The sequence below is a fragment of the Niveibacterium sp. COAC-50 genome (genome assembly GCF_013184235.1).
In the GTDB taxonomy this organism is placed as follows: Bacteria; Pseudomonadota; Gammaproteobacteria; order Burkholderiales; family Rhodocyclaceae; genus Niveibacterium; species Niveibacterium microcysteis.
This window is the reverse complement of record NZ_JABCJM010000005.1, coordinates 119,631-132,823: the sequence shown is the minus strand read 5'-3', so window position 1 is coordinate 132,823 and position 13,193 is coordinate 119,631. Positions and strand designations below refer to the sequence as shown.

Below are 13,193 nucleotides of genomic sequence, written 5' to 3'. Positions count from 1 at the left end.
TGCTGCGGCGCCACAGCGACTGACCTAGATCATATTCATTTTCTGCACGATCCTTATACTCCGCGGAAAACATACGCAGGCCGCTGCCGCCAACCGATACGCGCACATCCCCGCGTGGATCCCGAAGGCTCCCCCGACACTGCGCCCGATTCCCCTTGATGCAGGAGCATTGTAATGACCGTTACGAATGTCGCCGAGCTCGACGCCCTCTTGGTTCGAGTAAAGGCTGCCCAGCAGAAGTTCGCCAGTTTCTCCCAAGAGCAAGTTGACCTGATCTTCCGCAGCGCAGCGCTGGCCGCCGCCGATGCGCGCATCCCGCTGGCGAAGATGGCCGTCGAGGAAACCCGCATGGGCATCCTGGAAGACAAGGTCATCAAGAACCACTTCGCATCCGAGTACATCTACAACAAGTACAAGGACGAGAAGACCTGCGGCGTGCTGGACGAAGAGCCGGAATTCGGCATCATGACGATCGCCGAACCGATCGGCATCATCTGCGGCATCGTCCCGACCACCAACCCGACCTCGACCGCCATCTTCAAGGCGCTGATCGCACTGAAGACCCGCAACGGTATCGTCTTCTCGCCGCACCCCCGCGCCAAGAAGGCCACCTGCTATGCAGCCAAGCTGGTGCTGGATGCAGCTGTTGCCGCCGGCGCCCCGAAGGACATCATCGGCTGGATCGACGAGCCGACGGTTGAGCTGTCGAACGCGCTGATGCGTCACCCGGAAATCAACCTGATCCTTGCCACCGGCGGCCCCGGCATGGTCAAGGCAGCCTACTCGTCCGGCAAGCCGGCGATCGGCGTCGGCGCGGGCAACACCCCGGCGGTGATCGACGAAACCGCCGACATCAAGCGCGCCGTCGCGTCGATCCTGATGTCGAAGACCTTCGACAATGGCGTCGTCTGCGCATCCGAGCAGTCCGTGATCGTCGTCGACAAGGTGTACGACGCAGTGCGTGAGCGTTTCGCGCACCACGGCGGCTACATGCTGAGCAAGAAGGAAACCGAGGCTGTCCGCAAGGTCATCCTGGTTGATGGTCACCTGAACGCCGCTATCGTTGGCCAGTCCGCGATCAAGATCGCCGAGATGGCCGGCGTCACCGTGCCGCCCTTCACCAAGGTGCTGATCGGCGAAGTGACCGACATCAACGACGCAGAAGCCTTCGCTCACGAGAAGCTGTCGCCGTGTCTGGGCATGTACCGCGCCAAGGACTTCTACGACGCCTGCGACAAGGCTGTCGCACTGGTCACCATGGGCGGTATCGGCCACACCTCGGCCCTCTACACCGACCAGGATCTGCAGCAGGATCGCATCCGCCACTTCGGCGACAAGATGAAGACCGCTCGTATCCTGATCAACACCCCGTCGTCGCAAGGCGGTATCGGTGACCTCTACAACTTCCGGCTTGCACCCTCGCTGACGCTGGGTTGCGGTTCGTGGGGCGGCAACTCGATCTCCGAGAACGTCGGTCCCCAGCACTTGATCAACAAGAAAACCGTTGCGAAGCGAGCCGAGAACATGTTGTGGCACAAACTTCCGAAGTCGATCTACTTCCGCCGCGGCTGTCTGCCGTTCGCCCTTGACGACCTGCAGGGCAAGAAGCGCTGCCTGATCGTGACCGACCGTTACCTGTTCGAAAACGGTTATGTCGATGAGCCGGTTCGCCTGCTCAAGAGCCTGGGCATGGAAGTCGAAGTGTTCTTCGAAGTGGCTGCCGACCCGACACTGGCCGTCGTGCGCAAGTGCCTGTCGCTGGCCAACGCCTTCCAGCCGGACGTGATCCTGGCGCTGGGCGGCGGTTCGCCGATGGACGCTGCGAAGATCATGTGGGTGATGTACGAGCATCCGGAAGTCGCGTTCGAAGACCTGGCGCTGCGCTTCATGGACATCCGCAAGCGCATCTACAAGTTCCCGAAGCTGGGCGTCAAGGCGATGATGGTTGCCGTGCCGACGACCTCGGGTACCGGCTCGGAAGTCACCCCGTTTGCCGTCGTGACCGACGAAGTGACCGGCGTGAAGTACCCAATCGCCGACTACGAACTGACGCCGAGCATGGCGATCGTCGACGCGAACCTGGTCATGAACATGCCCAAGTCGCTGACCGCCTTCGGTGGTATCGACGCTGTGACCCACGCGCTCGAAGCCTATGTGTCGATCATGGCCAACGAGTACTCGGATGCACAAGCCCTGCAAGCGCTCAAGCTGCTGAAGGACTACCTGCCCTCCGCTTACGAGAATGGCGCCAAGGATCCGAAGGCCCGCGAGCAAGTGCATAACGGCGCGACCATCGCCGGTATCGCGTTTGCCAACGCCTTCCTGGGTGTTTGCCACTCGATGGCGCACAAGCTGGGTGCCGAGTTCCACATCGCTCACGGTCTGGCCAACGCACTGCTGATCTCGAACGTCATCCGCTACAACGCGGTCGACATTCCGACCAAGCAGGCTGCGTTCTCGCAGTACGACCGTCCGAAGAGCGTTGCCCGTTACGCCCAGATCGCCCGTCACCTCGGCATCGAAGCGTCGCGTGACCATGAGCGTGTCGAGAAGCTGGTCGAGTGGGTTGATGGCCTGAAGAAGACCCTCAACATCCCGGCATCGATCCAGGCTGCTGGCGTGTCCGAAGCCGACTTCCTGGCCAAGGTCGACAAGCTGGCCGAAGATGCGTTCGACGATCAATGTACCGGCGCCAACCCGCGCTACCCGCTGATCAGCGAACTCAAGCAGATCCTGCTCGACAGCTACTACGGTCGCGCCTACGTCGAAGCGTACGAACGCGAAGAAGAGACAGAAGCCGCTCCGGTGGCTGCCAAGAAGGGCGGCAAGAAGGTTGCCTGATCGCTTCGGTTGAAGTCGTAAAGAAAAGCCCCGGGTGCGAACCCGGGGCTTTTTGTTTTCAGTGGCTCAAACGCCAGCGCCACCTGCACGGCAGCCAAGCTGCGCGTGATCGAATCAGCGGCTTGGCGTCACATCCGTAGCGGGGTATTCGACGAAACCGTTTTGGCGGCAGAAGCTCAGCAGGCGAATGCCGGCCGCGTGCGCGATCCGAATTGCCAGCGTCGTGGGCGCCGATATGGTTGCCAGCACCGGCACGTTCATGCGCGCACACTTGCGCACCAACTCGTAGCTCGCGCGGCTCGTGAGGAAGACGAGACCGCTCGACGGCGCAACGCCGGATTTCGCCATCCAGCCGAAGAGCTTATCGAGCGCGTTGTGCCGCCCGACGTCTTCGAACACACGCACGATCTCGCCTTGCGCATCGCACCAGGCGGCCGCGTGTGCGCATCCGGTCGCGCGCGTCAGCGCCTGTTGCGCCGGCAAACCTTCAAGGATGCGCTGCAGGCGCGGATGATCGAGCTCGAACGTCGGCGCCGCACTCACCCGCTCCGGTGTCAGATCGAGCAGCCCCAGACTCTCGGTGCCACACACGCCACAGCCGGTGCGCCCGGTGAGGCTGCGTCGATGCGCTTTCAAACAGGCAAATGCGGACTGCGCGATTTGGAGCTGCACCTCGACGCCGTCTGCATGTGGCAGCACCTCGATATCGAAGACCTCGTGCCGGTCCTTGACGATACCCTCCGACAGCGCAAAGCCCAGTGCGAAACAGTCCAGGTCGGCGGGTGTCGCCATCATCACTGCATGCGAGATGCCGTTGAACACCAGCGCGACCGGAACTTCTTCCGCGACCTCGTCGGCGCAGTCCTCCACGCCGCCTGGCGAGTGGCGCAGGATGCGGACCTCCTGCAAGGCGTCCGGAAGGCTCTCTAACACATCGTCGGACATGAACGCCCTTCTGTTGGAGCGAAACGCGGCGACCGGGCGGTTAAGCCCGGCCGCCGCGGCGGTCAGTCGGCCATGGCCGCTTTGCGCATGCCGGCCTTCATCTTGCTGTACTCAGTCTGGACATACTTCTCAGCCCAGGCCTGATCCGCGATCGCTTCGACCTTGACCGCGCTGAACTTGTATTCCGGCGTTTTCGAGATCGGATCGAGATGGTCCACGGTCAGCTCGTTACAGGCGCCAATCCACCACTGGTAGGTCATATACACCGCGCCCTTGTTGACCCGATCGTTATGGTTGGCGCGGGTGATCACCTTGCCGCGGCGCGACGACACCCAGACCAGGGCTTGATCCTTGACGCCGTAGGTCTTCGCATCATCCGGATGGATCTGCACATAGCCCGGCTCGTCGGCCAGGGTCTGCAGCGCGGTGCAGTTGCCGGTCATCGAGCGGCAGGAGTAGTGGCCGACCTCGCGAACGGTACAGAGGCCCAGCGGGTAGTCGGCATCCACCTTCTCCAGCGGCGGGCGCCATTCGGTGCCAAAGAGCAGCGCCTTGCCGCTCGGCGTGTCGAACTTGTTGCCCTTGTAGAGCCAGGGCGTGCCAGGGTGATCCTCGCTCTCGCAGGGCCACTGCACATAGCCGAGGTCGGCCATCTTCTCGTAGGTCGCACCGGTGTACAGGTGGCACAGCCCGCGCAGTTCGTCCCAAATCTCTTGCGCGTTGTTGTACTTCATCGGGTAGCCCATGGCCGTCGCCATCAGGCTGTGGATTTCCCAGTCGTCCTTGACGTCGCCCTTCGCGTCCACCGCCTTGTAGCAACGCTGGAAGCCCCGGTCGGCGCTGGAGAACACGTTCTCGTGCTCGCCCCACGAAGTGGCCGGGAAGATCACGTCGGCCATCATCGCGGTCTTCGTCATGAAGATGTCCTGCACGATGATGAGTTCGAGCTTCGAGAAGGCCTCGCGCAGCATGCCCAGATCCGGGTCGGTCTGCAGCGGGTCTTCGCCGAAGATGTAGTAGGCCTTGAGCTTGCCTTCGTGGATCTTGTGCGGCACTTCGGTGATGCCGAAGCCCTTCTCGGCAGGGATGCTCGGCACGCCCCAGGCCTTGGCGAATTTCTCGCGCGCTGCTGCATCGGTCACCGGGTAGTAGCCCGGCAGCGTGTTGGGCAGTGCGCCCATGTCGCAGGCGCCCTGCACGTTATTCTGGCCGCGCACCGGGCCGACACCGACGTTCGGCCGGCCGAGGTTGCCGGTGATTGTGGCAAGGCTGGAGAGCCCCTTGACCACATCCACCGCCTGCCCCCACTGCGTCACGCCCATGCCCCAGAGGATCGTCGCGCTCGGCGCACCGGCGTACATGCGCATCGCATCGCGCACCAGTTGCGGATCAAGCCCGGTGATCTCGGCGGTGTATTCCGGTGTGTACTTGGCGACCGCCGCCTTGTATTCCTCGAAGCCCTCGGCGTACTGCGCGACGAAATCGGGTTTGTAGAGGTTCTCGTTGATCAAGACGTTGGCGAAGGCGTTCACCAACGCCATGTTGGTACCGTTCTTCAGCGGCAGGTACAGATCGGCGAGGCGCGCGGTTTCTATGTAGCGCGGGTCGCAGACGATGATCTTGGCGCCCTTCTCCTTGGCCTTGATGATGCGGCGCGCGACGATGGGGTGCGAATCCGCCGCGTTGTAGCCGAACACCAGGATGCACTTGGTGTCTTCGATCTCGTTGATCGAATTGCTCATCGCGCCGTTGCCCAGCGTGACCATCAGGCCGGCCACCGAGGGGCCGTGGCAGACGCGGGCACAGCAGTCGATATTGTTGGTACCGATCACCGCACGGGCGAACTTCTGCGCGATGTAGTTCGATTCGTTGCCGGTGCCGCGCGACGAGCCGGTGACCATGATCGAATCCGGCCCGTGCTTGTCCTTGATCGCCTTCAGGCGCGTCGCGGCGAAGTCGATCGCCTCATCCCAGGACACCGCCTCGAAGCCGGCACCGCGCTGGCGGCGGATCATCGGCTTGGTCAGGCGCGGCGTCAGCAGCTTGGTGTCGTTGAGGAAGTCCCAGCCGTAGTAGCCCTTCAGGCACAGCTCGCCCTCGTTCGTAACACCGTTCGCGCCTTCGGCGCCGACGATCTTGTTGCCTTCGACCAGCAGGTTGATCTTGCAGCCCGAACCGCAGTACGGACATACCGTAATGACCTTCTTCATCTCACAAGTCCTTTTCCGGAGGGATTCGAATTCAGTTCAGAACTGCACGCCGGCAGCCAGGTCAAGCGCCGCCTGCGCCTGACGCTTGCGCAGCGTCGCGGCCATGCGGTCCTTGTCGATCAGGTGCAGCGCCTTGGTCGGGCAGGAGGGAATGCACGCCGGGCCTTCGGCACGATCGATGCAGAGGTCGCATTTCTGCGCCTCGGATTTGGTCTTGCGCGACGCCAGCACCGTGTCCGAACCGGCCGCCGCAGGCACCGTCACCACCGTCATCGCGCCGTAGGGGCAGGCCACCACGCAGGTCTTGCAGCCGACACAGCGCTCTTGCAACACCTGGACGCTGTCCTGCTCGTAAACAATTGCGCCGCTCGGGCAGGCGCGCACGCAGGGTGCGTCATCGCATTGGCGACACAGGATCGGCGTCGTGATCGTGCCACTACGCACCACCGTCAGACGTGGCGCGAAGCTCCGTGGCGTCAGCCCGTCGGCTGCATCGCCGGCCGGGTGCGCCATCGCACAGGCAATCTCACAGGTACGACAGCCGATGCACTTGCTCGCCTCGGCGATGACAAACCGGTTCATGCGTAAACTCCTGACAAGGTGAAGGAAGCCGCCAGCTGGGTGAGCGTCGCCTGCGCGCCTCAAACTTTCATCATCAGCGCATTCCGATCGCCACAAATAGACAGGGATCAATGTTTCCGCGCCGACAATTCGCTGATTCGAGGCGAGGGCGAGGGTCGGGGCCGTCAGCCCTCAGGGCACGCCATATAGATATCTGCGCGCACGGACCGGCGCGCGCAAGCACCACTCACCGCTGCTGCCGATACTTGCCCGGGACGCACTTGACCACGGTCAGATCAGCGCCAAGCTGCCGCGGCCGCTGGCAGTGGATGGTGGACAATGCGCCGATGCATGAACTGTCCCTGGCCGAACGCGTGATCGGCATCGTCGAAGGCGCTGCTCGCAAAGCCGGCGCGCGGCGCGTGACCCGCATCGCGCTGGCGATCGGCGCGCTCGCGCATGTCGAGGCCGAGACCCTGCAATATTGTTGTGAGGTCGTCAGCCGTGGCACGCTGGCCGAGGGCGCCAGGATCGAGGTCGAGCGCACGCCGGGCCGGGCGTGGTGCGAAACCTGCCAGGCGGAAGTCGAACTGGAACAGGTCGGCATGCCTTGCACGACATGCGGCGGCTTCCGACTGAAGGTGACGGACGGCGATCAGATGCGCGTGGTCGATGTGGTGATCGAGCCGGGCGCTCCGGCCTGACAAGGTAGTACCGCTGCGGAACGCGGCCCGCGTGGCCCGTGTCGCAGCCTGGAAGATTTGGAGAACTGTGCGATGTGTGTGACCTGCGGATGCGGGGGCGGCGACGCCCACATTGACGGACACGGGATGCGTTACGCTCGCCCGCGGCGCGGTGCCGCCACGCCCCCAGCGGCCACATCGTTCAGACCCGCCCACGGTACGCTCGACGCGCGCCACGCGCCGGGCACCAGCGAGGCGCAGATCCTGCGCATCGAGCAGGACATCCTCTCCGACAACGACACGCAGGCCAACGCCAACCGCAGCCGCTTTCTTGCGCGCGGGCTGTTCGTGCTGAACTTCGTATCCAGCCCGGGCTCCGGCAAGACCACGCTGCTGGTCGATACGATCCGGCGTTGGGGCACGCGCTCACCGGTGGCTGTGGTCGAAGGTGATCAGCAGACCGCCTTCGATGCCGAGCGCATCCGCGCGACCGGCGCGGCGGCGGTACAGATCAACACCGGCAAGGGCTGCCATCTCGACGCCCACATGGTCGCGCAAGCGGCTGATCAGCTCGCCGAGCAGGCGCAGCTGCCCTCGGACGGGCTATTGCTGATCGAGAACGTCGGCAATCTGGTGTGCCCGGCAGCGTTCGATCTCGGCGAAGCGCACAAGGTCGTGATCCTCTCGGTCACCGAGGGTGAGGACAAACCGCTGAAGTACCCGGACATGTTCCGCGCCGCCGACCTGCTGCTGATCAGCAAGATCGACCTGCTGCCGCATCTGGACTTCGATGTCGATCTCGCCGTGCGCTACGCGCGGCAGGTACGGCCGGATCTACCTGTGATCCAGCTCTCGACACGCAGCGGTGAGGGCTGCGAGGCCTGGCTGGACTGGCTCGCGGCCGGCGTGGCCGCCGTTACGAAGGCCCCGGCCGCTTGATGATCCGCCGGCGGCTGCGCGTCACCGGCATTGTTCAGGGCGTCGGCTTCCGGCCCTTCACTCATCGCCTCGCGCACGCGCTGCAGCTCAGCGGCTGGGTCCGCAACGACGCAAGCGGCGTCACGATCGAAGTACAGGGCGATGCGCCCGCGCTGGACGCCTTCGCAGCGCGCCTGCGTACCGATGCGCCGTCTTCCGCACAGATCGACACGCTGGAGGTCGAACCCTGCGAACGCCTTGGCGACGGGGCGGGCTTCCAGATTCTCGCCAGCGAAGCCGGCGGCACGCAGCGCGCGACAATCGGGCCGGACCTCTGCATCTGCCCCGCCTGCCTCGCCGAGCTCTTCGACCCAGCCAACCGCCGCTACCGCTACGCCTTCATCAATTGCACCGACTGCGGTCCGCGCTACACCATCGCCGCGCGCCTGCCCTACGACCGCGCCAACACCAGCATGGCGCGCTTCGCGCAATGCCCGGCGTGCCTGGCTGAGTACCGCGCGCCGGGTGACCGGCGCTTCCATGCCGAGCCGAACGCCTGCCCCAGCTGCGGCCCGCAACTGAGCTTCTTCCGCGCAGCGGACGACGGCAAGGCGCTGCCCGTGAGCCGGGCCGTCGATCCAGTGGCGGAAGCGCTCGCGCACCTGCGCCGCGGTGACGTGGTGGCAATCAAGGGTCTGGGCGGCTTCCACCTTGCCTGCGATGCGCGCAACGTGAGCGCGGTGGAGAAGCTTCGCACGCGCAAGAACCGCGAAGAAAAGCCGCTCGCCGTGATGGTCGCCAACCTCGCCTCGCTCTCCGAGTTCGCGGCGTTCGGCGCCACGGAAGCTGCCGCGCTGAATGATGTCGCCCGCCCGATCGTGCTTCTGCCTAAGCGCGGGGACACCGATGCACGCCTGCCCGGCGTCGCGCCCGGCCTCGGCTGGCTGGGCGCGATGCTGCCCTACACACCGCTGCAGTACCTGCTGTTCCACGAAGCCGCGGGTCGGCCTGCCGGCACCGACTGGCTCGCGGAACCGCAGCCGCTGACGCTGGTGATGACGAGCGCCAACCCGCACGGCGAGCCGTTGATCACCGACGACGACGAAGCGCTGGAACGCCTGCGCGGCATTGCCGACGCCTGGCTGCTGCACGACCGGGAGATCCTGATCCGCTGCGACGACAGCGTAGTGCGGCCGTTTCCGGCTCAGGCAACGCCACAGTTCCTCCGCCGCGCCCGCGGCTACACGCCTCGCGCGATCCCGCTCGCCGCAGCGGCCTCACGCCACGACGTGCTCGCACTGGGCGGATTCTTCAAGAACACGTTGTGCCTCACCCGCGGCGATCAGGCCTTCCTATCCCAGCACATCGGTGACCTCGACCGCGTCGCAAACTGCCGCGCGCTGGAGGCGGCGGTCGATCACCTCACCGGGCTGCTGCAGGTGAAGCCCGAGGGGCTCGCGCACGATCTGCATCCGGACTTCTTCAGCACCCGGCTCGCGCTGCAACTGGCCGAGCGCTGGCAGGTGCCGGCGCTCGGCGTGCAGCACCACCATGCCCATATCGCCGCGGTGCTGGCGGAACACCGGCTCGACGCGCCGGTGCTCGGCCTGGCGCTGGACGGCGTCGGCCTTGGTACCGACGGCCAGCCCTGGGGCGGCGAACTGCTGCGGGTCGACGGCACGCAGTTCGAACGGCTCGGCCACCTGCGTCCGCTGCCCATGCCGGGCGGCGACCGCGCCGCACGCGAACCCTGGCGCATGGGGGCCGCTGCGCTGGCGCTACTTGGCCGCCAAGACGAGATCACAACCCGCTTCGCCAAGGAACCCGGCGCCGCAGCGGTCGCACAGATGCTGCGCGGCCACGCACCGGCAACGACCAGCATGGGGCGTTGGTTCGATGCCGCCGCTGGCCTGCTGGGCATCCAGCCCCGCATGAGCTTCGAGGGGCAGGCTGCCATGCGACTGGAAGGCTTGGCTCAGGCCGTCGGCCCGCTGCGCCTCGCGGCGCCGCTACATCGGATCGACACCGTCGCGGGCCGCATGCAGCTGGATCTTTCCCCCGCGCTGGCCGAACTCAGCGAGATGACAGACGTCAAGCAGGCCGCCGCGCTATTCCACGCGGCCTTGATCTATGCCCTGGCGGACTGGGTCGGCGCTGCGGCAGAGTCGCAGGGAATCCGCACCGTGGTGTGTGCCGGCGGTTGCTTCCTCAACGCGATCCTCGCGCCGGGGCTGCGCAGCGCGCTGCAACACCGCGGGCTGACGATGCTTGAAGCACAGGCCGCACCGCCCGGCGATGGCGGCCTCGCGCTGGGTCAGGCCTGGGTTGCCCGACGCATGATTGAACAACCGGGCGCCTGGAAAAACGCTGGTTTCTAAGCGAGACAAGGCGCGAACGGAAAATTGCGACGCCGCATATGGCTGATATGCAAGACGGAATATTTCGTGAGCTACGCAGTATCGCGACGAAAGCAGGTGTTTTTCGAGGTACCCAACACGACCGGCCCGAGGCCGGCGCCCCAAGAGGACTGACCATGTGTCTTGCGATACCTGCCCGCGTCGTCGAACTGCTCGCTGACGACCGCGCGCGCATTGAACTCTCCGGCGTCCAGAAAGAGGTGTCGCTGGCGTTGGTGGAAGACGTGGCGGTCGGCGACTATGTGATCGTGCACGTCGGCTTTGCAATCGGGCGGCTCGACCCGGAGGAAGCCGCGCTGACGCTGGCTACCTTCGCCGAACTGGATGCCGCCATGGCGGGCGAACGCCTGCTGACGCCGCCGCTGGCCTGAGCATGAAGTACATCGACGAATTCCGCGACGGCGACATCGCCCGCAAGCTCGCCGCGACGCTCGCAACCGAAGTGCAGCCCGGTCGCAGCTACCGGCTGATGGAGTTCTGCGGCGGCCACACCCATGCGATCTCACGCTACGGCCTGCTCGATCTGCTGCCGCCCGGCGTGCAGATGATCCACGGCCCCGGCTGCCCGGTCTGCGTGCTGCCGATCGGGCGCATCGACAGCGCCATCGAGTTGGCGCGCGACAAGGGCGTGATCCTCTGCACCTATGCCGACACGCTGCGCGTGCCGGCGTCCGGCGGCCTCTCGCTGATGCGGGCGAAGGCGCAGGGGGCGGACGTGCGCATGGTGTATTCCTGCGACGACGCGCTGCGCATCGCGCGCGAACACCCGGATCGCGAGGTGGTGTTCTTCGGCATCGGTTTCGAGACGACCACGCCGATGACGGCGGTGGTGATCCAGCAGGCGGCCGCGCTCGGCCTCACCAATTTCAGCGTGTTCTGCAACCATGTGCTGACGCCGGCCGCGATGGTGCACATCATGGAATCGGAAGGCGATCCGTCGCGCGTCGCGCTCGACGGCTTCGTCGGCCCGGCCCATGTCAGCACCGTGATCGGCTACGGCCCCTACGAGGGCTTCGCGCAGCACTACCGCAAGCCGGTCGTGATCGCGGGCTTCGAGCCGCTCGATGTGCTGCAGTCGATCCTGATGCTGGTGCGCCAGATCAACGAAGGGCGCGCCATCGTGGAAAACGAGTTCACCCGCGCCGTGACGCGTGAAGGCAACCGCAAAGCGCAGGCGCGCGTCGCGGAAGTCTTCGAGCTGCGCGAGTGCTTCGACTGGCGAGGCCTGGGCGAAGTGCCGGACAGCGCGCTGCGCATCCGCGCCGAGTACGCCGCGTACGATGCCGAGCGCCGCTACGGCATGGCCTACCGCCAGGTGCCGGACCCGAAGGCCTGCGAGTGCGCGGCAATCCTGCGCGGGCACAAGCATCCGCGCGACTGCAAGGTGTTCGGCACAGTGTGCACGCCGGACCACCCGATCGGGGCCTGCATGGTCTCGTCCGAGGGCGCCTGTGCGGCGCATTACACCTATGGCCGCTTCAAGGAAATCCCGTTGCGCGCGGAGGTGAGCGCATGAGCTACACCCGCCCGCTGGACCTCAAACACGGCCGTGTCGACCTCAGCCACGGCAGCGGCGGACGCGCGATGGCGCAGCTGATTCACGACCTGTTCCTACGCCACTTCGACAACGACTACCTGCGCGCGCAGAACGACGGCGCCTGCTTTCCGCTGCCAGCCGGCACCGGCCGCATGGTGATGGCGACCGACAGCCACGTGGTCTCGCCGCTGTTCTTCCCCGGCGGCGATATCGGCTGCCTGTCGGTGCACGGCACGATCAACGACGTCGCGATGGCCGGTGGCAAGCCGCTCTATCTCGCGGCCGGCTTCATCCTCGAAGAGGGCTTCCCGCTCGCCGACCTGCAGCGCATCGTCGTGTCGATGGCCGAAGCGGCGCGTGAAGCCGGCGTGCCTATCGTCACCGGCGACACCAAGGTGGTCGAGCAAGGCAAGGGTGACGGCGTGTTCATCACCACCACCGGCATCGGCGTGGTGCCGGACGGCATCCTGCTCGACCCGCGCCGCATCCAGCCCGGCGATCGCATTCTGGTGTCCGGCTATCTTGGCGACCATGGCGTGGCGATCATGTCGCTGCGCGAGAACCTGTCGTTCGACACCGCGATCCAGTCCGACACTGCTGCGATCCACGGCCTTGCTGCCGACATGCTGGCCGCTGTGCCGGGGCTGCGCGCACTGCGCGACCCGACGCGCGGCGGGCTCGCCGCCGTGCTCAACGAATTTGCCAGCGCCGCCGGCTGCGGCATCGTGATCCGCGAAAAGGCGGTGCCGGTGCGCGACGAAGTCGCTGCGGCCTGCGAGTTGCTCGGGCTCGACCCGCTCTACGTCGCCAACGAAGGCAAGCTCGTCGCGGTCTGCCCGGCCGAGGATGCCGAGCATCTGCTCGATGTCATGCGTAGCCACCCCCAGGGCCGCGATGCCGCCATCATCGGCGAGGCCATCGTGGACCCGAACGGCTTCGTACAGATGGAAACCACCTTTGGCGGACGCCGCATGGTGGATTGGCTCACCGGAGAACAACTACCCCGCATCTGCTGAAGCCGACGGCGACGCCCCCCGAACTACGTCGCCCGCCCCCTCCTGCCTACCGCTGCTCGCGCAAG

10 protein-coding genes are annotated in these 13,193 nt (G+C 65.6%); 7 read left to right on the top strand and 3 right to left on the bottom strand.

What is annotated here, in order from left to right:
* Nucleotides 1-174: 174 nt before the first annotated feature.
* Nucleotides 175-2,841, top strand: a complete 2,667-nt coding sequence (gene adhE / locus HH302_RS17810; RefSeq protein WP_172203610.1) for a bifunctional acetaldehyde-CoA/alcohol dehydrogenase — start codon at nucleotides 175-177, stop codon at nucleotides 2,839-2,841.
* A gap of 114 nt (nucleotides 2,842-2,955) precedes the next feature.
* Here the strand turns inward: adhE and fdhD are convergent, their stop codons facing one another.
* The 3 genes from fdhD to HH302_RS17795 form a co-directional block, all read right to left on the bottom strand.
* A complete protein-coding gene (gene fdhD, locus HH302_RS17805) occupies nucleotides 2,956-3,786 on the bottom strand; it encodes a formate dehydrogenase accessory sulfurtransferase FdhD (protein ID WP_172203609.1) in 831 nt (276 codons plus the stop codon).
* A 62-nt stretch (nucleotides 3,787-3,848) separates the two neighbouring features.
* Nucleotides 3,849-5,996, bottom strand: coding sequence for a formate dehydrogenase subunit alpha (gene fdhF, locus HH302_RS17800; protein ID WP_172203608.1), 2,148 nt, complete (start codon nucleotides 5,994-5,996; stop codon nucleotides 3,849-3,851).
* Nucleotides 5,997-6,032: 36 nt separating this feature from the next.
* Nucleotides 6,033-6,578, bottom strand: coding sequence for a 4Fe-4S dicluster domain-containing protein (locus tag HH302_RS17795; RefSeq protein WP_172203607.1), 546 nt, complete (start codon nucleotides 6,576-6,578; stop codon nucleotides 6,033-6,035).
* 308 nt (nucleotides 6,579-6,886) lie between these two features.
* On the opposite strand from HH302_RS17795, the gene hypA reads away from it, so the two are divergent.
* The 6 genes from hypA (at nucleotide 6,887) to hypE (ending at nucleotide 13,128) form a co-directional block, all read left to right on the top strand.
* A complete protein-coding gene (gene hypA, locus HH302_RS17790) occupies nucleotides 6,887-7,261 on the top strand; it encodes a hydrogenase maturation nickel metallochaperone HypA (protein ID WP_172203606.1) in 375 nt (124 codons plus the stop codon).
* Between the two features lie 72 nt (nucleotides 7,262-7,333).
* Nucleotides 7,334-8,179, top strand: coding sequence for a hydrogenase nickel incorporation protein HypB (hypB, locus tag HH302_RS17785; protein ID WP_172203605.1), 846 nt, complete (start codon nucleotides 7,334-7,336; stop codon nucleotides 8,177-8,179).
* On the top strand, nucleotides 8,179-10,536 hold the full coding sequence (hypF, locus tag HH302_RS17780; protein WP_172203604.1) for a carbamoyltransferase HypF: 2,358 nt from the start codon (nucleotides 8,179-8,181) through the stop codon (nucleotides 10,534-10,536). Before hypB ends, hypF begins: the two co-directional genes overlap by 1 nt.
* A gap of 155 nt (nucleotides 10,537-10,691) precedes the next feature.
* The gene (locus tag HH302_RS17775) at nucleotides 10,692-10,946 is read left to right on the top strand and encodes a HypC/HybG/HupF family hydrogenase formation chaperone (RefSeq protein ID WP_172203603.1); all 255 of its coding nucleotides are present in this window, start codon (nucleotides 10,692-10,694) and stop codon (nucleotides 10,944-10,946) included.
* 2 nt (nucleotides 10,947-10,948) lie between these two features.
* A complete protein-coding gene (hypD, locus tag HH302_RS17770; RefSeq protein WP_172203602.1) occupies nucleotides 10,949-12,091 on the top strand; it encodes a hydrogenase formation protein HypD in 1,143 nt (380 codons plus the stop codon).
* Nucleotides 12,088-13,128: a hydrogenase expression/formation protein HypE gene (gene hypE / locus HH302_RS17765; RefSeq protein ID WP_172203601.1), complete on the top strand. Its 1,041-nt coding sequence runs from the start codon at nucleotides 12,088-12,090 to the stop codon at nucleotides 13,126-13,128. Before hypD ends, hypE begins: the two co-directional genes overlap by 4 nt.
* The last annotated feature ends 65 nt before the right edge of the window (nucleotides 13,129-13,193 follow it).